The organism is endosymbiont of Galathealinum brachiosum, assembly GCA_003349885.1.
Classification (GTDB): Bacteria; Pseudomonadota; Gammaproteobacteria; order SZUA-229; family SZUA-229; genus SZUA-229.
Map to the genome: position 1 here is coordinate 499,917 of QFXC01000011.1, position 22,715 is coordinate 522,631.

Genomic DNA, 22,715 nt, shown 5'->3' on the forward strand with positions numbered 1-22,715 from the left:
GGTAGGTAGTGAGAAAATTATGATATAAAATCATAAGGTTAAGGCTAAGTTGATGATGGATTAGATATGCAGGCTCATGATTTTTTTCTGACATTATTAATTATATTGTTAGCTGCGCGTATTTTTGCTGAGTTAGCAACACGATTAAAGACCCCTGCTGTGATAGGTGAGTTGTTTGCGGGTGTGGTTTTAGGGCCAAGTCTGTTTGGATGGATTGAGCCTACAGAAGCAATACGATTAATGGCTGGCATTGGCATTATTCTGTTACTCTTTGAAGTTGGGCTTGGTACAGATGTAAAACGTCTTGTGCGCACAGGTGGTGCTTCTGTTCTGGTCGCGTTTTCCGGGTTTATCCTGCCATTAATACTTGGTTTTACACTGGCATATTGGGTATTTGATCTCTCAGTAATGGTGTCGTTATTTATTGGTGGCACTCTGACAGCAACCAGTATTGGTATTACCGTAAGGGTGCTGGCTGATCTCAAACGTCAAAACTCAAAGGAAGGCCAAATTGTTCTCGGCGCAGCTGTTTTAGATGATGTAATGGGTGTGGTATTACTCGCGCTACTTTATGAGTTTTCTACTGCTGGTGGTGTAAGCGTCATGAATGTGGGCAAAGTGCTTGTATTTATTACTGCCTTTTTTGTTCTAGCGCCGGTTGCGGCCAAATTGATGTCAATAATTATTAAACGTTTTGATGCTGCCAGTGAAATACCTGGACTTATACCAACAACAATTGTTTCTTTAGTTTTATTTTTTGCATGGTTGGCACATGTAATTGGTGCTCCAGAATTACTTGGTGGATTTGCTGCGGGGCTTGCATTGTCTCGGCGCTTTTTTATGCCGCTTGGCATTGCACTGCATGCGGACGAAGCTTTTGCAGATCGTATTGAATCTCAGATGAAACCCATTGTGCAACTATTTACCCCAATCTTTTTTGTTATGGTCGGTCTGTCATTAAATTTACGAGAGATAGATTGGGGTTCAGCATTCATCTGGATATTTTCGTTTTCTTTATTATTAGTAGCCGTTGCAGGAAAATTGACTGGCCCGTTGTTTCTAAAAGATAAATGGGCTAGCCGATTAATGATTGGTACGGCAATGATACCTCGTGGTGAAGTGGGTCTTATATTTGCAGAGCTTGGTAGAGCAGGTGGTATATTTAATAATGAAATTTATGCAGGAATGATAATTGTAATTGCGTTAACAACGTTATTACCACCGCTTTTCATGAAATGGTATTACGGTAGATATAGTCAGGAGTTTAAATGAGTAATACAAATTGTATTTCTATTTAAACCAGCCGAAAAAGTAAATATAACAAATATTATTATGCTTCAGGTTCTTTTGATTTTTTCTTTTATTATTAAGACTAAAATCAAAAGAATAAAAACAAGTATATTAATTAAAGGTAAAGCGGCTATAAAAATAGAAGTGCTTTCATTCTTTTCAATAACGGGTACCCACCGACTACAAATTAATGAAATAAGATAAACAATGGGGTAACTGAACACTGTGCTAATAAATATATTTGACGAGGTGCTTGAGCCAGAGTCTGTTGATATAATTGCAGGAATATAAAGTACGCCTGATAAAATCAGTCCCAGTCCAAAAATAATATTTAATGTAGTTACTGTTAAGTTGGATAGCAACGCATACGCTGTTGCCAGCACAATATAACTTCCCAGCATATACATTGAATATGTATATAATTAAGCGGCTCCCCAGGGGATGATTTTTATAATGTTATTCATTCGTATCTAGTGTCCATTTCAAATCGGTTAATTATTTTAAGGTAATTCAGAATTTAGTAAGTTCATTACTTATGATTACCGCAAAATAATGAGCTATCCAGCTTATCTATAAACCATTGTAGAGAGCGACCGGTTTTTCCAGTACGCCATGCAAGATAACTTGTAGCCGTTTGATGCCCTGTTTCCACTTCTTTTTCAATTAATAAACCCTGTTCAATTTCATTTTGAACAAAATATCGAGGTAAAAATCCTACCCCCATTCCCATAATATGAGCTTTTATTTTAGTTTTAAAATTGGGTACTGTAAAAATGTCCTGTCCAGAGTAAATTCCAGCGGTGCGTGGCGGAAGGTTGCGTGAAGTATCAGCTACCGCAATAACCCGATATTTAGAAATAATATCTTCAGGTATAGGCGTTTGTATTTTAGCTAATGGATGATCCGCTGCAATAACAAATATCCAGTCAATCTGACATAGTTTGCGTACGTGATACCCACCACCTGTTGGTCCATTGTCTGGTGCGCCGATCACGAGGTCGGCTCGATTACTCATTAATGCATCCCATGTGCCGCCATAAACTTCTGAGTGTAAACGTATGCGTGTTCCGCTTTGTTGTTGGTAAAACTCGTTTATGAGTTCAAGTAAACCTTCTATAGGTAACATATCTGCTATAGCGATATTTAATTCAATCTCCCATCCTCTTGATACTTTTTTTACCTGATTCTCAAGTTCAGAAACGGCTTCGAGTAAATGTCGCCCTTCATCCAGTAAGAATTTACCGGATTCTGTAAGTTTAGCTCTATGACCAGCTCTATTAAATAAAGGTGTATTTAAATCCTGTTCCAGTTTTTTCATGCTGTAGGTAATCGCAGATGGAACGCGATGTAATGTTTCAGCGGCAGCAGCAAAACTTCCCTGTCTATGTATGGCATCCAGAACAATTAATGCATCGAGTGTTAATTTCATTCAATTATTTTAAACAAAATATGCAGATTATTCCAATATTAATAATGCAACTGTCTGATTATTATTAAGTCCTAATATATGTCTGAAATTAAACAATCAATAAGAAGTGAATTATCTTATTGATTAATAAGGGTTTAGTGTAAAAATGAATAAGTGCGAATTTATGAATTACGATGAACTATTTGCTCGGTTTATTCATAATAAAAAACAAGTAACTATCAAATATATTGAATTAGTTGCAATTATAGTGCTGTTAGTTTTGTCAGTCAGTGAGTCATGGGCAGATACTTTTGCGCCAGATCCGTATTGGCAGGGTACTTTAGGGCCTTTAAATATTCGCTCTCTTTCGCCTGGCCAGGCCTTACGCCTGGCTCCCTTACCGAGATCCCCATATGGTTTGCCTGATGGAGAAACGGAACTACAGTTTCATATTGCTGCAGCCAGTGTTTATTTGCGCTCAGAAGGTGAGTACCTGATTGATTTCAACTTTATTGATACGCGTCTGGCTATTAACCATGGATTTTCTGATAGCTGGTCAACGGAGTTATCATTTAATGATAGACGTATAAAGAATCTGTACCTTGATGAGGTTGTAGAATCCTTTCATGATGTTTTTGGAATTGAACAAAATGGACGTGATATCAATCAGAATGAAACACATATCGTTATACCCGGATATTCGGCAAACTTTGCTAATGAACTGGACGGTGTTTTCTCACAAACACTGGGTTTCTCAATTCAAAAAGTACTTATAGATAAAAGTGTAGAGTGGCCTGCAGTCGCGATTATTTTCAATACAGGTTTAGAAATACTTTCAGGTGGCATGATAGAAAAAGGTGCATTTGATTATGGTTTACAGTTAACCATGGCGCAGAAACAGTCGTCAGGTTATATGTTTGCAAATCTTTCATATACGCGATTTGGATCGGAAAAAACGCTGGAAGTTATCCCGTTAACTGAAAAGCAGTTTTCGGGTATGTTTGGATATGAATTTACAATGACTGGTAATGAAGCCTTTATAGTGCAGTATTTGTTTAGTGAGGGTGTATTGAAAGATCTGGGAGCGCTGGATAAAGTAAGCCATGAGATACATTTTGGTTACAAGTGGCGTACTGAGAATAATATTATTGAAGTGGGTCTGGTTGAAAATATAGTCAATTTTGATAATGGGCCGGATGTGGCATTTACATTTGGGGTTACACGCAGAATTTGAGTATTCAGTGAAAGAAGCATTAAATCACTGAAGATGTAGAGGTTTGATGGATTGCATCGCATGTGAATCCAGATCTAATTTTAATAAACTGTATTTAAATAGAGGCATAAAAAAAGGGTGACATGATAGTCACCCTTTTTTTGTCCTGAGGAGGAAGTAGTAAATTAACTACAGCCCTTAGGGCGTGGTAAACCCGCAATTTTATTTGCGCATTTAATTAGACCAGTTGGGAACAGAGAATATATATATTTCTGATCACTTTTGTCTTTGCCGTACTCTTTCTTCATCTTTTTAGAAAAAGCGCGTGGCTCACAAACCTGGCCATTATCATGAAAGTGCTCACGGGCCATATTAATAATGTTCCAGTGTTCTTCAGTTAGTTCAGGAACATTTTCAGTAATCGCGATTTTCTCCGCTAACCCTTCACTCCACTCTTCTAAATTTAGCAGCCAGCCTGCTTCGCTTAATTCAATTGTTTTACCGTCAACAACCGCTTCCATTACATCACCTCGTAAAAAATAAATAATCTTGACTAATTTGGTCGGGTATTATCCATGAAATCGCCTTCAGAGGCAAATACTTTTAAGATATTTGTTAGACAGTCGTCTTAGTTAGTGATAATGTTAATTTCTTCGCGTTCTCGTATGAGATCGTCTAAGCTCAATATATACACTAGCTTAATTCATGTGAGAAGCTTATGTCTGATCAGAAAATTGATATGTTTAAAGGTGTTCTCCCCGGGGAGCCATTGTATAAAATTGCGCCCACACGTGATGAAAATGGTAAATCATTTGTTGATTTTATGCTGATTATTCCCAGGCTAAAGAAAAAACCACAGGATTATATTGATCGAACTTTGACGGATATCCAGATGGTATTATCCCGTTATAGTTCAGATGTGGTTTTTGCTAATATGGACTTAAAAATCAATTGCTTATGGGTTTCCCATAAAGCAAAACCCGGTTTATGTAAGGAGTTAACCGCCGCTATCCGACAATATGTGCCTGAGGCGACATTGGTCGGTGACGTTTCTCGCTAAACTTAAATATACTGAATAAAATTATGACAGATGCAGTAATCGATACACTGGTTTTTAATGAAATTGCTGACCTAATGGGTGATTCAATAAATGAATTTATTGAAATCTACCTCGATAATTCGCCTAAATTGCTTAAAGGCATTGGCATTGCTGTCCCAGCGGGTGATCTTGAGGGCGTGATAGCGAATTCGCATCAGTTAAAAGGTGGCAGTGGAAGTATTGGGGCGATGCAGGTTTTTCACTATGCAAAACAGCTGGAAGATGATGCTAGAGCAGGTGAATCTGCTGATCTGGCGAGTGTATTTGTGCAGCTAGAAACAGCTTATGAGCAGGTGGAAGCAGATTTGAGAAATCGCCTGTAGGTCATCAAGCCTCTATGAAAGATAGCAGGTGTCTACAGGCATTTGTTTTATTTTATTCTTTCACGTCCATCAGCTACAGCTTTTAATACCTGTTCAGGTGCTGTGCCACCAATATGATTACGTGCTGCCACCGAGCCTTCCAGTGTTAATACATCAAATACATCTTTATGAATGATATCTGAAAACTTCTGTAGTTCTTCTAGTGACATTTCACTTAAGTCTTTATTTGAGTCAACGCCAAAAGCAACGGCTTTACCCACTACTTCATGTGCGTCACGAAATGGCAGGCCTTTAACAACCAGATAATCAGCTAAATCTGTGGCAGTAGAAAAACCCTGTTTAGCTGCCTTGTACATATTCTCTTTTTTAGATTCAATTGCGGGAATCATGTCAGCAAATGCACGTAAAGAACCTAATAACGTATCGATTGTGTCAAAAATAGGTTCTTTATCTTCCTGATTGTCCTTGTTGTAAGCCAGTGGTTGAGATTTCATTAGTGTGAGAAGTGAAATTAAATGGCCGTTAACTCGACCTGTTTTACCGCGAACTAACTCAGGCACGTCCGGGTTTTTCTTTTGCGGCATAATCGAAGAACCGGTACAGAAACGATCAGGTAAATTGATAAAATTAAACTGTGCAGATGACCAGAGAACCAGCTCTTCAGAGAAGCGAGAAAGATGGGTCATTAAAATAGCCGCGTCAGCACAGAACTCGATAGCAAAGTCCCGGTCACTTACCGCATCTAGTGAATTGCGGCAAACGTCGTCGAACTTGAGCTGTTCTGCAGTGAAATGTCTATCAATTGGATATGTTGTGCCCGCTAGTGCGGCTGCACCCAGAGGTAAAACATTTAATCGGCGAGCGCAGTCTTGCAGGCGAGAAGCATCTCGGTGCATGTTTTCGAACCAGGCTAACAGGTGGTGACCGAATGTAACAGGTTGAGCCACCTGTAAATGTGTAAAACCGGGCATGATGGTGTTAGCTTCACGTTCGGCCAGATCAAGTAAACCGGTTTGCAGTCGGCGAATTTCAGCGATTGCAAAAGCAATTTGATCACGTAGATACAGGCGAATATCGGTAGCGACCTGATCATTACGTGAGCGCCCGGTATGCAGACGTTTACCCGCATCTCCAACTATTTCAGTAAGACGTGCTTCGATATTCATATGCACGTCTTCACGGGCGATTGACCATTCGAATTTACCGTCGGTTATTTCCTGTTCTATTTGATCAAGCCCTTTTAATAGAGCCTGTAAATCTTCATCAGTTAACACGTTAATTTTCTTTAACATGCGGGCATGTGCACGAGAGCCTTCGATATCCTGTCGATACATACGCTGATCGAACTGAACAGAGGCGGTAAATGCCTCTACAAATGCATCGGTTGGTTCTGTAAAACGACCACCCCATAATTTCTCAGGTGGTGTATTTGAATCTGAAGAGTTGCTCATGATGATGCCGAATCCTGAAACTGGTTTTGAATTAGCGCGGAGTATAGCAAAACCCATACAGCTAACCAATTGAAGTGTTTTTTCTTCTGTGAAGCAATAGACGAATTCTTTCGGATTGGTAAACTGGTGTCGCTTTACCCTGTTCATGCTCATCTCCATTGGGGAAATGTCAAAACAGGGTAAAGCGACACCAGCTTAACAATCTGACAAATGCCCACTTCAGTGCAACAACTGCCTTAGTAATAATTAACATACCTACCGTTTATCGTCTAAACTGAAGTATGGATATGGAATTGAATTCAAATCGGGGGTTTATCCCGAATTTATGCGAAGTTTCAGCTGTTTTTATGCTGATTTTAATGGTCGAGCTCCTGTCACTGCTTCTTGCTTTAGCATCTTCTGAGCAAACAGGCTTCTGGCAGCGTTTAGCATTTATTTCATTTTTTGCTCAATGGTTGGGTTTAATTAATGCCAGTTTGTTGTGCCTGTTAAAAAATTGGCTGAATAAACAGACCGTACTTTTATGTGCGTCATTTAGTTTTGTGATGATGTTGTTCGTTACGTTTATATTCAGCGCACTGGTTATATATATAGGTGACATGCTGGCAATATCAGGCAGCCCCAGTAAACAGCAGATCATTTATTTCATTGTGCGAAATATGGCTATCAGTAGCATTATTTATGGTGTATTGCTGCGTTACTTCTATGTTCAATACCAATGGCGTTCGAATTTACAGGCACAAAGTCATGCGCAGGTTCAGGCGTTAAAGGCACGTATTCGGCCTCATTTTCTGTTCAATTGCATGAATACCATTGCCAGCCTGGTGCATATTGATGCGGATAAAGCGGAGAAGGCGGTTGAGGATTTATCCGATCTGTTTAGAGCCAGTTTGCAGGAAGATACGGTTCATACATTACGTGATGAATTAGATCTCGTTGCAAGTTACCTTGATATTGAACATTTGCGTCTGGATCAGCGCCTTTCTACGGATTGGCAGTTAGATGATGATGCAATGACAATAGAAGTGCCTTCATTATGTTTACAGCCTTTAGTTGAAAATGCAATTTACCATGGTATTGAGCCGCTTCCTGATGGAGGTAATATAAAAATTTCAGCGCAACTTGAAAACAATCGACTATGCTTAAGTGTAAGCAATCCGGTTATAGGGCATGGTGCTATGAGCCGGCACAAGGGAAATCATATGGCACAGGCAAATATACAGACTCGTCTGGCACTGATGTATGGAGACGAAGCCGAATTTAATATTAATGCAGAGCCTGATCTGTATACGGTTTCCATAGGAATACCTTTAAAAATATGAATATATTGATTGTCGATGATGAGCCGTTGGCCAGACAGAGATTGATTGGTCTGGTACAGGAGTTAAATGGTTTTGAAACTTGCGCTAATGCGTCTAATGGTAAAGATGCCTTACGACTTGCGCAGGAGTTAAAGCCAGATGTGGTTTTGCTGGATATTCGTATGCCCGGTATGGACGGTATTGAAACAGCACATCATATGAATCGATTGAGCAAACCCCCGGCAATCATATTTACAACAGCTTTTAGTGAGCATGCATTAAAAGCGTTTGAAACCCATGCTGTTGATTATCTGCTTAAACCGATTAAGCAGGATCGCTTACATGAAGCACTGGATGCAGCTGCTCGATTGACCAAACCTCAGTTAGAACAGCTTAAATATATTGATGAGCAGCCAAAAGTTCGCACTCATATCTGTGTTAAAACCCGGGGTACGCTTGAACTGGTGCCAATTGAAAGTATTCGTTATTTTCTTGCGGATCATAAGTATGTGACGTTACGTACCGGCGATCATGAATGTTTGATAGAAGAGTCGTTAAAGTCGCTTGAAACTGAGTTTGATCATATATTTACCCGCATTCATCGAAATGCACTGGTTGCTGACCAGTTTATGAATGGACTGGAAAAAAATTCTGAAGGTCATTGCGTCATTACCATAGAGGGTATTGAAGAGCGACTGGAAATATCCAGACGTCATTTGCCCCATGTGCGTAAAAAAATCAAGAATATGGCAACTTATAAGTAACAGCAGGCGTAATTAAGAAGTAAATTTCAGCTACATTAATCTAAAACAAGATAAGCAAAGAGTTATCCTACGCATCAGTATTAATCTGCGCTAAAATATGCTGTTTTAAATGTCTGGATTAATTCATGTCACAAACCATCCGCATCGCTACACGTAAAAGCCCCCTTGCTCTCTGGCAGGCTGAAGAAGTTTCACGTCAGTTAACGCTTTTATATCCAGATATAAATATAGAGTTAATTAAAATCCTTTCAAAAGGTGACAAAATTCTTGATGCGCCTCTGGCCAAAGTCGGTGGTAAAGGTCTGTTTGTAAAAGAGCTTGAGCAGTCCATGCTTGACGGGGAATCAGATATAGCCGTTCATTCAATGAAAGATGTACCCATGGTATTTCCTGATGGATTGCACCTTCCGGTTATTATGGAGCGTGAAGATCCAACTGATGCATTTGTGTCTAATAATTATAAGAGCCTGGAAGAATTACCAGAAGATGCGCGTATTGGATCGTCCAGTTTGCGTCGTCAGTTACAGATTAAAGAAGTGATGCCTAAAGCGCAGATGCTGAATTTACGGGGCAATGTAAATAGTCGCCTGCAAAAGCTCGATAATGGTGATTACGATGCCATTATACTGGCAACAGCTGGTTTATTAAGGCTTGAATTTGAAGAACGTATTAAAGGCCGGATTACACCTGAGCAAAGTCTACCGTCAGTTGGTCAGGGCGCTGTTGGTATCGAGTGTCGTGTAGGCGATGAAAGAATAGAGTCATTAATTGCACCCTTAAACCATGCTGATACTCATACTCGACTGAGTGCAGAGCGAGCAATGAATAATCGTTTAAATGGTGGTTGTCAGGTGCCAATAGCAGGATTTGCTCTTTTGGAAAATAATGAAATATATCTCCGCGGACTGGTCGGGCGCCCGGATGGCAGTGAGGTGGTACGAGGTGATATTAGAGGGCCATCTCAGGATGCTGAAGCCTTAGGTAGACAATTGGCTGAGCAGTTATTAAATGATGGTGCGGATGTAATATTGCGCGAAATGGGAATGATTGATTGATTTATTTATTTCGTTATTATCGACCGAATTATTCGTTATCAGGTCTGTAATGTCAGAAAGTAATAAAATCGTACTGGTTACCCGGCCCCAACAACAGGCGGCCGAGTTTATAGGTTTATTAAAAGATAAAGGCATTAATTCACTGCCTTTTCCAAGTATAGAAATACAGGCTGTTGAATTAAATCAGTCACTTAAAAAAATATTAGATACGCTAAATCGTTTTGATTTGATATTTTTTATAAGCGTTAATGCAGTCAGGTATGCTGAAAAGGCTTTACTACAGGCAGGGATAGAGCCGGATTCTATTACGGCAAAAATTGCGACCATTGGTAAAGCTACATTTGCTGTAGCGAAATCATCGGGCTTCAATGTGACACTGAGCCCAGATAATGGATTTAATAGTGATTCTCTATTGGCATTGAATGAATTGCAGGCAGAATATATAAGTAATACACAATGCCTGATATTCAGAGGGGCCGGTGGCCTGGATTATCTGTCTAATGAATTGCAGAAACGGGGTGCGCAGGTGCAGTATGCTGAGGTATATAAACGCACTAAACCGTTAGAGGATAAAGGTATAAGCCGTTTGCAACTCAGTGAAGACTGGAGTGGGCAGAGAATAAGTGTCATTACAGTTACCAGTAATGAATCATTACAAAATCTGTATGATATGCTTGAGCGGCCGGGTAAAGATGAAATATTAAAAACACCATTAGTGGTGGCATCTTCACGAGGATTCGAGCTGGCTAAAAGTCTCGGATTTAAGACGATACAACTAGCGTCATCAGCGATGAATCATCATATGCTTGAAGCTGTTGAAAAAACATTAAAATGAACAGGTTATTTTAAAGTAAATTTATTATGTCAAACTTAGAAAGTACAGTACCAAACATTGATTCTGATGCTGAAAATATGAAAGCGTCTACATCTGATAATGAATCACAGAATCAATCAGAGAAGAAATCATCAGGTAACGGCTTTATATTGTTTTTAATGTTGCTCGTTGTTGGAGTGAGTGCGGCAGCTGCATTTTATCTTTGGGATTTACAGAAAAAGCAGGATGCGATCTTACAAAGCCAGCAGTTATCAATAGAAGAATTAAAAGAACAGGTAGAAAAAACTGTAGTTGGATTTAGTGAAAACGTTAAATTAGTGGCTGACAATAAACAGCACATTGAACTAGTCGGCAGTAAGATAGAACAAGCAGAAAAAATTTCACAACAGGCAATTGAAACGGTTAATCGCAGTCAGCGTGGCTGGGTTATTGCAGAAATAGATTATTTATTACGAATTGCGCATCAAAGGATCGCTGTTGCAAAGGATATTGGCGGAGCGATAGCCGCACTAAAAGGTGCCGATTCCAGACTAGAGCAACTGGGTGATTTAAGTTTATTTAAAATTCGTGAACAACTCTCAAAAGATATAGGAAATTTAAATGCCATTCATCAGGCAGATGTAAACGGCATTTCATTAGCGTTAGATCAGATTATTGCTTCTTTGCCATCGCTTCCTTATAAAACAGTTAAAGATGAAATAAAAATTCAGTTTACTCAGGATGATGCGGTTGAACAGCCAAAAACAGAAGATAAAACATTTATAGATTCTGTCGTTGAAACAGTAAAACAGATTGGTGATATAAAAGTTCATCAGAAAAGCATAGAAGCTGCAAGTAGTGTGGAGCAGAAAAGCGGTATTGAGCAGTTATTGCGAACTTACCTGTTAGGTGCGCGGTTAGCTGCGCTTCGATTTAATCAGATGCAATTTTTACATGAGATAGAAAAAGCAAATGAAATTATCAGATTGCATTATGATGACAAGGATAATCGAATACAGCAAATGCAAAAAACATTACTTGATTACTCTGCATTACAGTTAAGCCCTGATCTGCCAGAATTAACAAAAGCCTGGACAATGTTACAGTCGGAAATAAAAAGTCCTGCGAGAAAAACAGTCAATGCTGCAGTGGCAAATAAAAGTAAAAAGACAGCGTCTAAAGCAGGTGTAAAACCTGAAGAGCAGGAGAAGCAATAATGAAACGTATTATACTTGCAATATTATTGGCGACAATACTTTCCGTTATTATTGGTGTTACCGCATTTTATAATGGTGCTGGTTATGTTGTATTTAGTTTTGCTGATTATACCGTAGAGACATCGTTTATCTTTATGGCAGGTTTTCTTGCAGCAAGTTTTTTTGTGTTTTATTATTTTTTACGCATCCTTTCAAGATTGCTTCATTTTCCAGACTACATGAGTCAGAGGCATTCATATCGTCAGTCTGAACGAGCAAAAGATGCTCTTGTTAAAGGATTGATAGAAATGTCTGAAGGTCGTTTTGAGCAAGCTGAAAAAATATTACTAAAACAGGCGGGTTCCAGTAATACGTCTCTATTAAATTATTTAATGGCAGCAAGGTCAGCTCAGCAGGTTGCTGCATATGATAGACGAGACGAATATTTACGCCTGGCACATGAAGTGACACCATCTGCTGATATCGCTATTGGATTAACTCAGGCTGAGTTACAGTTAAGTCATAAACAGTACGAGCAGGCATTAGCAACATTAAATCATCTTTCTAGTGTTTCACCTAAACATGGTTATGTGAAAAAGCTACAGGCGAAAGCTTATCAACAGCTTGAAGACTGGGATAACCTGGGTCCTATACTTGAAGATGTTCGTAAGATGAAAGCACTGGAAGAATCACAGCTTGAGAAAGATGAAATAGAAGCATACTACGGCATGTTAAAAGGTAGTATCAAACAGGTAGATGGTGAAAAGACAGATCGTATCTGGCAAAAAATACCAAAACGATTAAAAGTTAATTCTGAATTAATACATGTCTATTGTGGTTTTTTATTAAAGAATAATAAGGCAGAAGAGGCTGAAGTTTTAATTAGAAATCAGTTAAGTAATAGTTGGGATAATGAGCTGGCCATGTTGTATTCTAATTTATCAGTAGGGGATTGTACCAAACAGTTAGAAACAGCTGAAACATGGCTGCACGGTCAATCACGTAATCCGGTTTTATTATTAGTGTTAGGTAAACTTTGTTTAAACTGTCAGTTATGGGGCAAAGCTAGAAGTTATTTTGAATCGAGCATAGGTATAAAGCCGGGCTCAGAAGCATATTTGAAATTAGCTGAATTACTTGATAGCAAAATGGATGAGCATGAAGAGTCTCAACAGATGTACCAGTTAGGTTTATTGAATGCGGTAGATAGTCAGTGTGAAGATAATAAACAGGCTCTTTCTAGTGAAAATAATACGGCTAGACCATTATTGAAAGTAATTCAGTAGAAAATAATTACTTTGGTCTGAAGGCTCTTATGCCTTGCAGAATCTTCAGGTGATATTAGAATTGTTTCTGATTTGATGTTAGTTATTGATGAACTACATAATGGCCACGAAATAATAAAGCATCTTTTCCATTAAATAAAACTTTAATCTCTAATTTAATGCGCGCCAACCCTTTACGGTGATAGGTTTTTAGAAATCGTGATAAAACGTTACTATCATTTAATTCACATACTGCTCTTATCTCTCCATCAACGGGCAGCAGGTAATCAACTTCACTATGTTGAATAACAATGTGACCAGTAAGATTATGTAACTTCATCTGATGGAAAACAAAACTCCACCCGCATAAAACAGCAACAGAATATAAACTGCCTCCAAAAGCGGTGCATTTGTGATTTATATTTGGCTCTAGAGGTGCTGTGAGTTCGACTCTGTTAACATCGCAATGGGCAACAGAAATTTCCATTGCCCGTGTAAGCGGGATTTCACTATGAAGCACTGACTGTAAATGCTTGCAAGATTTCATATGATTTATTTTTTTGCAGCAATTGCCTGCGTAGCATCTGCAGAGTATTCAAAAGCATCGGAAAACATATTGTCTTTAGATGCTCCTAGTGTTGTGAATAAATCAACCGCAGCATTTACCATAGGTGGTGGGCCGCTCATATAAATATCAAAAGCAGATAGTTGAGGGAATTTATTGGCAACGGCCTGATGAACAAAACCGGTTTCACCTTGCCAGTTATCCTCATCCATCGGATCAGAGAGAACAGCTGTAAAAGTAAGGTTACTATTGTTTTTGATCCATTGTTTGGCCATGTCGTCCATATACAGATCACGTAATGCCCTTACTCCCATAAACATATGAATCGGCTGATCAAAACCAACATGTTCAATATGTTCTATCATGGCTTTTAAGGGGCCAAAACCTGTTCCGCCACCCATCATGATAATTGGGCGATGTCGGTCTTCACGTAAATAAAAGCTGCCCAGAGGTCCTTGTATTTGAAGTCTGGAATCATCAGGCATAGACTCAAATAAAAAGTCAGTGAACATGCCGCCTTTGACGTGACGAATATGTAATTCTATGACGTCATCATTGTGAGGTGCGTTTGCAATAGAAAAAGCGCGACGCTTTCCGTCTTCTAGTAAGAATTCAATGTACTGACCTGCATGGTATTGTAGGCGTTCGTTATTATCCAGATTGATTTTAAGCGCAATAACATCATGGCTAAGGTGTTCTTTAGAGTGAACTTGACAGTTTATCTGCTTTATATCAAAACTGGCCTGTCCTTCAATCTCATCAATACTAATTTCAAGATCACTGGAAGTTTTACATACGCAGAATAATGCCTGTTTATTCGCTTTCATGTCGTCATCAAGTGCTATGGGGTCTTCATCATAGAAAACATTACCCTTTACAACGAAACCGGTACAGGCACCACACGCACCACCGCGACAGCCATAGGGGAGCTCGATGTTTTGTCTCATCGCAGCATCTAGAATTGCCTCGCCATCATCAACTTCAAATTGATGACCGGATGGATGAACAGTGACTTTGTGTGACATTATTAATCCTTAAAATCTTGTTTAGCCCGACATTTTGCACCATATATGTGCAAAGTAAAAGCCTATAAAGTTAGCTTTAATTATTTTTGCTATAATAGCGATTCGTTTTTAGGAGAAGATGAAAATGGCCCGCGTTAAAATTTATAGCACAGCACGTTGCCCGATCTGTGATAAAACAAAAACCTTACTGAATAAATGGAAAATTCCTTATGAAGAAGCCATGGTTGATGCCGATCACAGTGCGTTACGGGAAATGTCTGAGATCACTCAGGGAGCAAGAACAGTTCCACAAATAGCCATAGATGGAAAGTGGATTGGTGGGTTCTCTGAACTGACAATGTTGCATATGGACGATGAACTTGATGAGTTTGTTGAAGCCTGATTTAAGTATGATAAATGTACCTGAATGGGTGCGTTTTATTGCCCAGGATTCAGACGGTAGCTGGTGGGGGTATTCAGTTGAACCACTGGAAAATCATCGGGGCTGGTATGAGAATGAGCTTGGGCGAAATGTTAAATTAATAAAAACAGCACCTGTGGAGCAATGGCGCAAGTGCTTATTTTCTTATAATTCAAAATGAAAGTTTCGGGGATAGCGTGCAGTTATTTAGACGCGCTGTCTCCAGGATAAAGTTTACATAACTAGATTTTCAATCCTTTCTTTAAGATATCCATAAATGTTTTACTGTTTAAATCCTGACTATCGCCACCACTAAATACAAGTGCACCCGATGAGTAGCTGTCACCATAGCTATTTACCAGTGTTATGGTTTGAGCCAGGCCAGAAAAAAACTGTTCATCTGTTAATTCTGAGAGTGGATGTATAAATGCGCTCCAGAGTTTGCCTTTAGCAATGGAGTAACGAGCATCCAGGGCACTATCAAAGTTTGCCTGCATCATTCTATAAAGTTGATCTTTACTCAGGCTCTCTGATGATTTAATCGGAGAAATAATGCGCAAACGATTGGCTTTTTCAGAGGTAATGATATAAACGGGAATATTTTTATATTTAATTTTCCAGTAACCCTTCTGGCCATCAGGTTTGGCATCAATTCGAGAAATAAGTTCACCGAGACGGTTATTGTCCATTGCTGAATCAGTGGCATTAGATAATTGAGAGTGAAGTAAAATAAGTAGAGAAAATACGCTTATGAGTATGGGTTTCATTTTTGCTTCCTTTTTAAACTAACTGCCGCACGGTTTTGTATATAGGTGATCATTCGCGTCACCCTGTTATAACAATTTTAAAATTATATCCAGTCGTCCCCGTAATCATGGGTTATTTCATCGCCTGTTTTTATATTTTTTATGGCAATGACCTGTAAATCTTCGCAGTAACATGCATTCGGTTCGGGATTGTGATTAATATATTTTAAATCACAATCCACCTGTATGCCGAGCGTTTCATTAACCCATAACACATATGGTCCGTCTTCTTCGACAGGGTTATATTTAATGATGCCTATAATATCTCCCTCAGAAATATTACAACTGGCAAATAATCCCTTACCATGAATATCACTTTCTTTAACTACAAATAATTCGTCAGTCATAATTTTTTATTCTTTATCAAATATATTTAGCTGATCCCATTTTGCATCAACTTTTTGTTTGATGTCTTCTTGCATAACGATGGGTTTTCCCCATTCTCGACTGGTTTCACCGGGTAATTTGTTAGTTGCATCAAAACCCATTTTAGAGCCAAGACCGGAAACAGGTGAAGCGAAATCGAGATAATCGATGGGTGTGTTTTCGACAATCGTGGTATCTCGAGATGGGTCCATGCGAGTGGTCATCGCCCAGATAACGTCATTCCAGTCACGTGTATTGATGTCGTCATCAACAACGATAATAAATTTTGTGTACATAAACTGACGTAGAAAAGACCAGACACCCATCATGACTCGTTTAGCATGACCCGGGTATTGCTTCTTCATGCTAACGACAGCCATTCGGTATGAGCAGCCCTCAGGAGGAAGATAAAAATCAATAATCTCCGGGAACTGTTTTTTGAGAATAGGCACAAAAACTTCATTGAGAGCCAGGCCAAGAATAGCCGGCTCATCGGGAGGTCTGCCAGTATAAGTGGTGTGGTAGATTGGATCATTGCGATGTGTGATTTTTTCAATGGTGAAGACGGGGAACTCTTCTACTTCATTGTAATAACCGGTGTGATCACCATAGGGGCCCTCAGGTGCGGTATCGTCAGGATATATATAACCTTCCAGTACGTACTCAGCTGAAGCAGGCACCTGTAAGTCAGATAACAGGCATTGCGTGACCTCTGTTTTGCTGCCGCGTAATAAACCTGCAAATGCATACTCGGATAAACTATCGGGTACTGGCGTTACTGCGCCTAAAATCGTAGCAGGGTCAGCCCCTAAAGCAACTGCAACAGGGAAAGGTTCACCCGGGTGAGTTTCCTGCCACTCTTTAAAGTCGAGTGCACCTCCCCGATGCGAGAGCCAGCGCATAATAACGCGGTTTTTACTGATAACCTGTTGACGGTATATGCCCAGGTTCTGCCTGTCTTTATTTGGGCCTTTTGTTATGACGAGCCCCCAGGTGATAAGAGGGGCAGCATCTTCAGGCCAGCAAGTTTGCACCGGAATCCGCTCAAGATCGACTTGCTCTTTATCGATGATATTCTTCTGGCAACCGGCTTTGTTAACTATTTTGGGTGCCATATTTAACACCTGTTTGAAAATAGGTAATTTTTCCCAGGCGTCTTTCATGCCTTTTGGGGGCTCAGGTTCTTTAAGAAAAGCCAGTAATTTTCCTACTTCATGTAATGCATCTACTGATTCCTCGCCCATGCCCATTGCAACCCTTTGAGGTGTGCCGAACAGATTAGCTAAAACCGGAACAGATGAATTTTTTACATTTTCAAAAAGTAAAGCAGGTCCTGAAGCGCGTAGTGTTCTGTCACAGATTTCCGTCATTTCAAGATAGGGGTCAACTTCAACGTTTATACGTTTAAGCTCACCTTTCTGTTCGAGCTGTGTAATGAAATCACGGAGATCTTTATATTTCATAAGTCAGGCTTAAATAAGTAGTTTATAGGGCAGGGTTATTTGTATATGCAGAGGTAAGCTGTATCACAAGCAGTTTTGACAAGAAAAGAAACATTTGCTTCAACGATAAACATTTCGTTTATAGCAATTTCTCGCCAGTTATCTTCGTTTGGTAATTTAACGGACATTTCGCCACTGATTAATGTCATATGTTCAATTGAGCTGGTGCCAAACTCATAATCACCTGCAGCCATAACGCCCATTGTCGCCTTGTCATCGCCTGATTTAAAAGCCAGTGATTTGACCTTGCCATCAAAATATTCATTTACATCAAACATAATAGACCTGTGTTTAAGTTTAAAAAGTGTCGATATTTTAGCATGACCTGAGAATGAGTTAAGCAGGATTGTGCCGGTGTTTCATTAAGCAGATTTTTTTTCCATTTTTCAGGTAACGGTTAAATTTGTCGGAAATAGCTTCTGGAGCAGAATCGACATCATAACTTATAAAATTAGCGGCTGAATAAAAGTCTGACAAGTGCGTGTAGGGGAAGCTATAACATTGTAGATCACTAAGCTGTGGTTGTATGTGCTTAAGAAGGGCGCTTCCTATCCCCGTTCGGCGCATATCAGCACTTACACACATGCTCCGTAAAAGATAAAAGTTGTTAACGGGGTGTAGTCTCAGAGCAGCAACTATCACATTATTTAAAGTGGCGATGTATATAAAGTCGCCTTTAGGAGCCTGGGCCCGCATACCATTTTTTTTATAAAATGATTTTACTAATGGCAGGGTATAATTATCTGCCTGTTTGAATATAAGTAATTCAGAAGTGTTCTCTGATGGAGTATTAAATAATGTCCCGTGCGTTTTGCTATCAGTGTCGCCGCGCAAAAATCACCTGCCTGTGTGGCCGCATCGAAAAACAGCCGAATGAAATAAAAATAGTGGTACTGCAGCACCCGGATGAGCGTAATAACCCAAAAGGTAGTGCAATCATAGCAGAACTGGGCTTACAGAAGTATCAACGATGGACCGCTGAGGACTTTAGTCAACATGAAGAATTTAATGATTTCTTAATAAAGCATAAATCTGAGGTTGCTGTGCTGTATCCATCTAAAGATGCTATTGAATTAAATAAAAAATGGAAAAATAAGGATGGATGGAATCCGAAGTATTTGATTGTGATTGATGCAACCTGGCGTAAAGCGAAAAAAATATGGGAACTACAGCCTCTTTTGCATAAATTACCTGTTTTAAGGTTAACAGAGGAAGAATTTTCTAATTACCGAATTAGAAAGGCGCCAAAAGATGGTTATTTATCAACAATAGAGAGCATTGTCATCTCTCTAAGGGCGCTGGAATACAATTCTCAGGCTTATCAGCCCTTACTGGATCTGTTTGCAGAAATGATTGATTTTCAAATAGAAAAAATGGGTGAGAGGACCTATTTAAAAAATTATTTAGATAAATTGTGATTTTTTTTCAGATAGTTATGGAAAATAAGTCGAGCATCATATAGACTGCGCGCCTCTTTGCAGAAAGAGCTAATTGTGGGTGATTAGCTCAGCTGGTAGAGCGTCGCCCTTACAAGGCGAATGTCGGGGGTTCGACTCCCTCATCACCCACCAACGGACCGGTAGTTCAGCTGGTTAGAATGCCGGCCTGTCACGCCGGAGGTCGCGGGTTCAAATCCCGTCCGGTCCGCCATACAAATAAAAAAGGCCCCCCTGTTTTCAGGGGGGCCTTTTTTATTTGTATGGATAACTGGAGAGCGTTGACGGGAGTCTATTTCGAAAAAATGCCTGAAGCATTTATAAGAACAACAGTACATAACTATCGGGGACAGACCTCGCTTTTTGAGCTCTGTCCCTTTAATCCATACCACCAGGAGTTGACAGGGCAAGTTACCGTCCCCGCAATGCTCTTGATAGCATCAAAGCAGGGTCCGGCTCGAGACTTTACCATTCATTTGAAAAATGACTAATTCAGTTAACCAATATCATTCAATATAAAAAGATTAACTATGACACAATACACATTATGAAATCACCTGTAGATAAATTATTAAAAAAACATCAGAAGCTCAATCAGAGTGACATGATGAAAGTTGAGTCTCATGTGCAGCGTGAGTCAGGTGAATGGATAATTAATACACTGATGATTGAAGGTTATGCTGTGCCTTTTAAATATAAACGTAAAAAGATGTATAAAGACCTGAAAGGGCAGCGGGTCAATTTAACATATTACACGGAAACAGAAAATGTAGCAGGGATGGAAATAGAAGTGATGAACGTGGTAAGAATAAAAGTCTCATAAAAAGTCAATTATTATAGTGGTTTTATTTGGTTAGTAGTAAAAGGTATAAAAATTGTTATTAAGGTTTTTTCTGTTAGTTACTGAGTTTTTTCCAGACTTTGTATTTTCAGGCTTACTTTTTTAGCACGATTAATTAACTGAATTAGCTCTTTGTTTTCAGGTTCTAGTTGAGCGGCCTGTTGCCATATTTTTAGTGCATCATCTATTTTGTTTTCACTGTAAAGTGTTTTCCCAGAAGATATTTTATTAGCTACAAGTTTACTAATTTCAGAATTTAGTGTGGACAGCAGTGCTTTTGCTTTTTCATGTGAAGGAGTCACGGTAAGCAAAGCACTAAGGTGGCTTTGTGCTTTATTGTACTCATGTTTATTATATGTAACTTCATATAAATCCAGCAATTCTTTCTGACGTTTTTTTATAGATTTATCTTTTAACTGTGCATTTATTTTACTAAGCCATAATTGTTTTTGTTTAGAGGGCGCTAGATTATCTGATAAAGCATAACAGTCTCGAGCTATTTCATATTGCATATTTTTTCTGGCCTGATCGCCACATCTTTTTAGATGGCTGGCCACATCAGTTCTATCGGCATTGTATCGATCTATATCAAACTGAGCATTATAGTCATAGGGTATAAGTTTATGAAGTTTGTCATATATTTTTCGATAAGAAATTAAAGAGTGTGCTCGTTTCATGAGCATATCTTTTTTCAGGGCCGTAATTTGTTCATCTCTTTCGCGAAGCAGGTTAGATCTTTCATGGGTTAATCTGGGCTCGTCCTGAATTTTTTCCAGGGCATCATCATAAACATTAAGAGCTTGTTGCCAATCATTAGATGATTTTAATTTTTGCGCGTTAACGGAGGTTTTTTCTATGAATTGATTTTTATTGACGACTATAGTTTCAGTTTTATCCAGAATAGATTTGAATGCTTTATCGTTTTTATCAATGTTCTGTAGTGCGTTATCAATTTCATCGTATTCGTTCTGGGTTAACCATTGTTTTAAGTCATGATCTAGTGATTCAGGTGTTTTATGCAATAGTGAGCAGGCTGGCATAAGAAAATATGCAAACATGAGAATAATAATCTGACAATTTTTTGTTAAAATATTCAACTATCAGTCTCATCAGAAATATTTAAGATATTATCTAGTTGTTTTTGCATGATTTTTTCCTGTTCAGGAACCATATTATTAACAAGCCAGGTTGATACAGGCAGTTCTTTACCGCGCACACGAATTATTTTATGTTTGTTAGCCAGTATCTGTGTCGATATATTATTCTGTTGGTATAACTCTTCAAGAATGAGGATCTGATCACTTTCAGCGATGCCTGCGAGTCGTGAAGCAATATTAACCGGGTCTCCTATTACAGTGTATTCCATTCTATCGCTTGATCCAAGATTGCCAGCTATCATGAGTCCGCTATTAACACCAATTCTAAAATGAATAGGAATTTTATTCTGTTTCTGGCGTATTTTATTAAGCCGGTAAACGGTTTCTCGAATCATAATGGCGCAGTTTATAGCGTTGAGGCTATGATTATCCGAAGAGTCGGGTACGCCAAAGACAACCATCGCACAGTCCCCCATAAATTTGTCTATGTGGCCATTGTATAACTGGGCAATACTTGATATATGTGAAAAATATTCATTGAGTAAATTGGCGATTTCTTCTGGTGGAAGCTTTTCAGATATACTGGTAAAGCCAACAATATCAGCAAATAAAACGGATGCATCAACGTGTTTTCCACCCAGTTCTACATCATTTAGATTTTGCAAAACTTTTTCTGCAACATTGCTGGAAACGTAACGTGAAAATACATCTTCAACCTGTGTCTTTTGTAATAGTCCATGAGCCATCTGGTTAAAAGCACAGGCAAGCTCACCGATTTCATCATTACGCCGTTCATTTAAACGGTATTCAAAATCACCAGAGCCAATTGCTTTACTTGCATCGACCAGGTTATGTATAGGCTTGGATAAGTGCCGACTCATAACAAAGGCAAGTAAAATGGCAATCAGGCTCATCAATAGTGTTGCAAAAATAATTACGAAACGAGAGTTTTTTAAAGAATGAACCATTTGCTGTTTGCTGAAAGTGATAATGACATGTCCAGCGACAAGCTGCTTGAACTTGATAGGACTATCAAAGCATATCAGTTTGTCTTGAGCGTTTTTAACAGCGGCCCACTCAAAAATATGTGCTGTATTTTTATTGCCTAATTGATGCTGAATATAACTAATAGAGGGTGTTAAGCCATTATTGGCCAGAATTTTTTTCTGATCAGATATAATCACAGCGCCTTTTATCTGGTTATTGTCTACAAGATTGTTTACCAGTGTTTGTAAGCCAAGATTGTCATCTGATAAAACCATTTCTGCAGCGCTAATTGAAACCTGTCTTGAAAGTGCAGAACCTATATTATTAATTTGCTGGCTCAAAACCATTTTCTGGTTTTCTAGTATGATAAATCCGAGCGTTGACATGCCGCTTACAATTAATATTGTAATGGCAATGGCGAGCTTTATGGCAATCGGGACTCTTATTTTAAAGCGCTTGTCATCGTTTTTTTCAGGTGTCTGTTTTATGTTCTGATCCAAATGTTACTCAT

At 39.0% G+C, this 22,715-nt stretch carries 28 protein-coding genes and 2 tRNA genes; 17 read left to right on the top strand and 13 right to left on the bottom strand.

Annotated elements, in window-relative coordinates:
• The first annotated feature begins 66 nt into the window (after positions 1 to 66).
• Positions 67 to 1,272, top strand: a complete 1,206-nt coding sequence (locus DIZ80_10680; protein ID RDH82736.1) for a sodium:proton antiporter — start codon at positions 67 to 69, stop codon at positions 1,270 to 1,272.
• A gap of 65 nt (positions 1,273 to 1,337) precedes the next feature.
• On the opposite strand, the gene DIZ80_10685 is transcribed toward DIZ80_10680, so the two are convergent.
• On the bottom strand, positions 1,338 to 1,697 hold the full coding sequence (locus DIZ80_10685) for a hypothetical protein (GenBank protein ID RDH82737.1): 360 nt from the start codon (positions 1,695 to 1,697) through the stop codon (positions 1,338 to 1,340).
• A gap of 122 nt (positions 1,698 to 1,819) precedes the next feature.
• Positions 1,820 to 2,719, bottom strand: a complete 900-nt coding sequence (locus DIZ80_10690; GenBank protein RDH82738.1) for a LysR family transcriptional regulator — start codon at positions 2,717 to 2,719, stop codon at positions 1,820 to 1,822.
• A gap of 145 nt (positions 2,720 to 2,864) precedes the next feature.
• Here DIZ80_10690 and DIZ80_10695 point away from each other — a divergent pair, with 145 nt between their 5' ends.
• A complete protein-coding gene (locus tag DIZ80_10695) occupies positions 2,865 to 3,932 on the top strand; it encodes a hypothetical protein (GenBank protein ID RDH82739.1) in 1,068 nt (355 codons plus the stop codon).
• A gap of 164 nt (positions 3,933 to 4,096) precedes the next feature.
• Here the strand turns inward: DIZ80_10695 and DIZ80_10700 are convergent, their stop codons facing one another.
• Positions 4,097 to 4,432: a sulfur relay protein DsrC gene (locus DIZ80_10700; protein ID RDH82740.1), complete on the bottom strand. Its 336-nt coding sequence runs from the start codon at positions 4,430 to 4,432 to the stop codon at positions 4,097 to 4,099.
• 197 nt (positions 4,433 to 4,629) lie between these two features.
• On the opposite strand from DIZ80_10700, the gene DIZ80_10705 reads away from it, so the two are divergent.
• Positions 4,630 to 4,971 carry a hypothetical protein gene (locus tag DIZ80_10705; GenBank protein RDH82741.1) on the top strand — a complete coding sequence of 114 codons (342 nt, stop codon included), beginning with the start codon at positions 4,630 to 4,632 and terminating at the stop codon, positions 4,969 to 4,971.
• 23 nt (positions 4,972 to 4,994) lie between these two features.
• Positions 4,995 to 5,333 carry a hypothetical protein gene (locus DIZ80_10710; protein RDH82742.1) on the top strand — a complete coding sequence of 113 codons (339 nt, stop codon included), beginning with the start codon at positions 4,995 to 4,997 and terminating at the stop codon, positions 5,331 to 5,333.
• Positions 5,334 to 5,380: 47 nt separating this feature from the next.
• Here DIZ80_10710 and argH read toward each other — a convergent pair whose 3' ends face one another.
• Entirely contained in the window at positions 5,381 to 6,784 is a 1,404-nt protein-coding gene (argH, locus tag DIZ80_10715) for an argininosuccinate lyase (protein ID RDH83153.1), read from the bottom strand.
• A 281-nt stretch (positions 6,785 to 7,065) separates the two neighbouring features.
• On the opposite strand from argH, the gene DIZ80_10720 reads away from it, so the two are divergent.
• From DIZ80_10720 to DIZ80_10745, 6 genes are all read left to right on the top strand, one after another.
• Positions 7,066 to 8,106 carry a sensor histidine kinase gene (locus tag DIZ80_10720; GenBank protein ID RDH82743.1) on the top strand — a complete coding sequence of 347 codons (1,041 nt, stop codon included), beginning with the start codon at positions 7,066 to 7,068 and terminating at the stop codon, positions 8,104 to 8,106.
• A complete protein-coding gene (locus DIZ80_10725) occupies positions 8,103 to 8,849 on the top strand; it encodes a DNA-binding response regulator (protein RDH82744.1) in 747 nt (248 codons plus the stop codon). Before DIZ80_10720 ends, DIZ80_10725 begins: the two co-directional genes overlap by 4 nt.
• Positions 8,850 to 8,974: 125 nt before the next feature.
• Positions 8,975 to 9,904 (top strand): hydroxymethylbilane synthase, encoded by a 930-nt coding sequence (locus DIZ80_10730; protein ID RDH82745.1) that lies wholly within the window; start codon positions 8,975 to 8,977, stop codon positions 9,902 to 9,904.
• Positions 9,897 to 10,739 (top strand): hypothetical protein, encoded by an 843-nt coding sequence (locus DIZ80_10735; protein ID RDH82746.1) that lies wholly within the window; start codon positions 9,897 to 9,899, stop codon positions 10,737 to 10,739. Before DIZ80_10730 ends, DIZ80_10735 begins: the two co-directional genes overlap by 8 nt.
• Positions 10,740 to 10,765: 26 nt before the next feature.
• Positions 10,766 to 11,935 carry a hypothetical protein gene (locus tag DIZ80_10740; GenBank protein RDH82747.1) on the top strand — a complete coding sequence of 390 codons (1,170 nt, stop codon included), beginning with the start codon at positions 10,766 to 10,768 and terminating at the stop codon, positions 11,933 to 11,935.
• Entirely contained in the window at positions 11,935 to 13,200 is a 1,266-nt protein-coding gene (locus DIZ80_10745) for a heme biosynthesis protein HemY (GenBank protein ID RDH82748.1), read from the top strand. The genes DIZ80_10740 and DIZ80_10745 overlap by 1 nt, the downstream gene beginning before the upstream one ends.
• An 82-nt stretch (positions 13,201 to 13,282) precedes the next feature.
• On the opposite strand, the gene DIZ80_10750 is transcribed toward DIZ80_10745, so the two are convergent.
• Positions 13,283 to 13,726, bottom strand: a complete 444-nt coding sequence (locus DIZ80_10750; GenBank protein ID RDH82749.1) for a thioesterase — start codon at positions 13,724 to 13,726, stop codon at positions 13,283 to 13,285.
• Between the two features lie 5 nt (positions 13,727 to 13,731).
• Positions 13,732 to 14,769, bottom strand: coding sequence for a CDP-6-deoxy-delta-3,4-glucoseen reductase (locus tag DIZ80_10755; GenBank protein ID RDH82750.1), 1,038 nt, complete (start codon positions 14,767 to 14,769; stop codon positions 13,732 to 13,734).
• A gap of 124 nt (positions 14,770 to 14,893) precedes the next feature.
• On the opposite strand from DIZ80_10755, the gene DIZ80_10760 reads away from it, so the two are divergent.
• Positions 14,894 to 15,151 carry a glutaredoxin gene (locus tag DIZ80_10760; GenBank protein RDH83154.1) on the top strand — a complete coding sequence of 86 codons (258 nt, stop codon included), beginning with the start codon at positions 14,894 to 14,896 and terminating at the stop codon, positions 15,149 to 15,151.
• Between the two features lie 7 nt (positions 15,152 to 15,158).
• The gene (locus tag DIZ80_10765; protein ID RDH82751.1) at positions 15,159 to 15,350 is read left to right on the top strand and encodes a hypothetical protein; all 192 of its coding nucleotides are present in this window, start codon (positions 15,159 to 15,161) and stop codon (positions 15,348 to 15,350) included.
• 61 nt (positions 15,351 to 15,411) lie between these two features.
• On the opposite strand, the gene DIZ80_10770 is transcribed toward DIZ80_10765, so the two are convergent.
• From DIZ80_10770 to DIZ80_10790, 5 genes are all read right to left on the bottom strand, one after another.
• Positions 15,412 to 15,936, bottom strand: coding sequence for a hypothetical protein (locus DIZ80_10770; GenBank protein RDH82752.1), 525 nt, complete (start codon positions 15,934 to 15,936; stop codon positions 15,412 to 15,414).
• An 83-nt stretch (positions 15,937 to 16,019) separates the two neighbouring features.
• The gene (locus DIZ80_10775) at positions 16,020 to 16,322 is read right to left on the bottom strand and encodes an SET domain-containing protein-lysine N-methyltransferase (protein ID RDH82753.1); all 303 of its coding nucleotides are present in this window, start codon (positions 16,320 to 16,322) and stop codon (positions 16,020 to 16,022) included.
• Positions 16,323 to 16,328: 6 nt separating this feature from the next.
• Positions 16,329 to 17,804, bottom strand: a complete 1,476-nt coding sequence (locus DIZ80_10780; GenBank protein RDH82754.1) for a 4-hydroxy-3-polyprenylbenzoate decarboxylase — start codon at positions 17,802 to 17,804, stop codon at positions 16,329 to 16,331.
• Positions 17,805 to 17,839: 35 nt separating this feature from the next.
• Positions 17,840 to 18,121 (bottom strand): hypothetical protein, encoded by a 282-nt coding sequence (locus DIZ80_10785; GenBank protein RDH82755.1) that lies wholly within the window; start codon positions 18,119 to 18,121, stop codon positions 17,840 to 17,842.
• A 58-nt stretch (positions 18,122 to 18,179) separates the two neighbouring features.
• Positions 18,180 to 18,539 carry a hypothetical protein gene (locus DIZ80_10790; protein RDH82756.1) on the bottom strand — a complete coding sequence of 120 codons (360 nt, stop codon included), beginning with the start codon at positions 18,537 to 18,539 and terminating at the stop codon, positions 18,180 to 18,182.
• A 101-nt stretch (positions 18,540 to 18,640) separates the two neighbouring features.
• Between DIZ80_10790 and DIZ80_10795 the strand changes: the two genes are divergently transcribed.
• The 5 genes from DIZ80_10795 to DIZ80_10815 all read left to right on the top strand — a co-directional run bounded on the left by DIZ80_10795 (position 18,641) and on the right by DIZ80_10815 (position 20,102).
• Positions 18,641 to 19,261 carry a DTW domain-containing protein gene (locus DIZ80_10795; protein ID RDH82757.1) on the top strand — a complete coding sequence of 207 codons (621 nt, stop codon included), beginning with the start codon at positions 18,641 to 18,643 and terminating at the stop codon, positions 19,259 to 19,261.
• A gap of 77 nt (positions 19,262 to 19,338) precedes the next feature.
• Positions 19,339 to 19,414, top strand: a tRNA-Val gene (locus DIZ80_10800).
• Positions 19,415 to 19,416: 2 nt separating this feature from the next.
• Positions 19,417 to 19,493 (top strand) — tRNA-Asp (locus DIZ80_10805).
• 49 nt (positions 19,494 to 19,542) lie between these two features.
• Complete coding sequence (locus tag DIZ80_10810; GenBank protein ID RDH82758.1) at positions 19,543 to 19,770, top strand: hypothetical protein; 228 nt, start codon at positions 19,543 to 19,545, stop codon at positions 19,768 to 19,770.
• Positions 19,771 to 19,826: 56 nt separating this feature from the next.
• Positions 19,827 to 20,102 (top strand): hypothetical protein, encoded by a 276-nt coding sequence (locus DIZ80_10815; protein ID RDH82759.1) that lies wholly within the window; start codon positions 19,827 to 19,829, stop codon positions 20,100 to 20,102.
• 77 nt (positions 20,103 to 20,179) lie between these two features.
• Here DIZ80_10815 and DIZ80_10820 read toward each other — a convergent pair whose 3' ends face one another.
• Together DIZ80_10820 and DIZ80_10825 are read right to left on the bottom strand one after the other, a co-directional pair.
• Positions 20,180 to 21,178: a hypothetical protein gene (locus tag DIZ80_10820; GenBank protein ID RDH82760.1), complete on the bottom strand. Its 999-nt coding sequence runs from the start codon at positions 21,176 to 21,178 to the stop codon at positions 20,180 to 20,182.
• 35 nt (positions 21,179 to 21,213) lie between these two features.
• A complete protein-coding gene (locus DIZ80_10825; protein RDH82761.1) occupies positions 21,214 to 22,704 on the bottom strand; it encodes a hypothetical protein in 1,491 nt (496 codons plus the stop codon).
• Positions 22,705 to 22,715 lie beyond the last annotated feature (11 nt).

What these genes read in the sequence shown, in the direction of transcription:
- DIZ80_10680 (RDH82736.1), top strand. Translation starts at nt 67, where the DNA reads ATGCAGGCTCATGATTTTTTTCTGACATTATTAATTATATTGTTAGCT.
- DIZ80_10685 (RDH82737.1), bottom strand. Translation starts at nt 1,697, where the DNA reads ATGTATATGCTGGGAAGTTATATTGTGCTGGCAACAGCGTATGCGTTG.
- DIZ80_10690 (RDH82738.1), bottom strand. Translation starts at nt 2,719, where the DNA reads ATGAAATTAACACTCGATGCATTAATTGTTCTGGATGCCATACATAGA.
- DIZ80_10695 (RDH82739.1), top strand. Translation starts at nt 2,865, where the DNA reads ATGAATAAGTGCGAATTTATGAATTACGATGAACTATTTGCTCGGTTT.
- DIZ80_10700 (RDH82740.1), bottom strand. Translation starts at nt 4,432, where the DNA reads ATGGAAGCGGTTGTTGACGGTAAAACAATTGAATTAAGCGAAGCAGGC.
- DIZ80_10705 (RDH82741.1), top strand. Translation starts at nt 4,630, where the DNA reads ATGTCTGATCAGAAAATTGATATGTTTAAAGGTGTTCTCCCCGGGGAG.
- DIZ80_10710 (RDH82742.1), top strand. Translation starts at nt 4,995, where the DNA reads ATGACAGATGCAGTAATCGATACACTGGTTTTTAATGAAATTGCTGAC.
- argH (RDH83153.1), bottom strand. Translation starts at nt 6,784, where the DNA reads ATGAGCAACTCTTCAGATTCAAATACACCACCTGAGAAATTATGGGGT.
- DIZ80_10720 (RDH82743.1), top strand. Translation starts at nt 7,066, where the DNA reads ATGGATATGGAATTGAATTCAAATCGGGGGTTTATCCCGAATTTATGC.
- DIZ80_10725 (RDH82744.1), top strand. Translation starts at nt 8,103, where the DNA reads ATGAATATATTGATTGTCGATGATGAGCCGTTGGCCAGACAGAGATTG.
- DIZ80_10730 (RDH82745.1), top strand. Translation starts at nt 8,975, where the DNA reads ATGTCACAAACCATCCGCATCGCTACACGTAAAAGCCCCCTTGCTCTC.
- DIZ80_10740 (RDH82747.1), top strand. Translation starts at nt 10,766, where the DNA reads ATGTCAAACTTAGAAAGTACAGTACCAAACATTGATTCTGATGCTGAA.
- DIZ80_10745 (RDH82748.1), top strand. Translation starts at nt 11,935, where the DNA reads ATGAAACGTATTATACTTGCAATATTATTGGCGACAATACTTTCCGTT.
- DIZ80_10750 (RDH82749.1), bottom strand. Translation starts at nt 13,726, where the DNA reads ATGAAATCTTGCAAGCATTTACAGTCAGTGCTTCATAGTGAAATCCCG.
- DIZ80_10755 (RDH82750.1), bottom strand. Translation starts at nt 14,769, where the DNA reads ATGTCACACAAAGTCACTGTTCATCCATCCGGTCATCAATTTGAAGTT.
- DIZ80_10760 (RDH83154.1), top strand. Translation starts at nt 14,894, where the DNA reads ATGGCCCGCGTTAAAATTTATAGCACAGCACGTTGCCCGATCTGTGAT.
- DIZ80_10765 (RDH82751.1), top strand. Translation starts at nt 15,159, where the DNA reads ATGATAAATGTACCTGAATGGGTGCGTTTTATTGCCCAGGATTCAGAC.
- DIZ80_10770 (RDH82752.1), bottom strand. Translation starts at nt 15,936, where the DNA reads ATGAAACCCATACTCATAAGCGTATTTTCTCTACTTATTTTACTTCAC.
- DIZ80_10775 (RDH82753.1), bottom strand. Translation starts at nt 16,322, where the DNA reads ATGACTGACGAATTATTTGTAGTTAAAGAAAGTGATATTCATGGTAAG.
- DIZ80_10780 (RDH82754.1), bottom strand. Translation starts at nt 17,804, where the DNA reads ATGAAATATAAAGATCTCCGTGATTTCATTACACAGCTCGAACAGAAA.
- DIZ80_10785 (RDH82755.1), bottom strand. Translation starts at nt 18,121, where the DNA reads ATGTTTGATGTAAATGAATATTTTGATGGCAAGGTCAAATCACTGGCT.
- DIZ80_10790 (RDH82756.1), bottom strand. Translation starts at nt 18,539, where the DNA reads ATGCGGGCCCAGGCTCCTAAAGGCGACTTTATATACATCGCCACTTTA.
- DIZ80_10795 (RDH82757.1), top strand. Translation starts at nt 18,641, where the DNA reads ATGTCCCGTGCGTTTTGCTATCAGTGTCGCCGCGCAAAAATCACCTGC.
- DIZ80_10810 (RDH82758.1), top strand. Translation starts at nt 19,543, where the DNA reads ATGGATAACTGGAGAGCGTTGACGGGAGTCTATTTCGAAAAAATGCCT.
- DIZ80_10815 (RDH82759.1), top strand. Translation starts at nt 19,827, where the DNA reads ATGAAATCACCTGTAGATAAATTATTAAAAAAACATCAGAAGCTCAAT.
- DIZ80_10820 (RDH82760.1), bottom strand. Translation starts at nt 21,178, where the DNA reads ATGTTTGCATATTTTCTTATGCCAGCCTGCTCACTATTGCATAAAACA.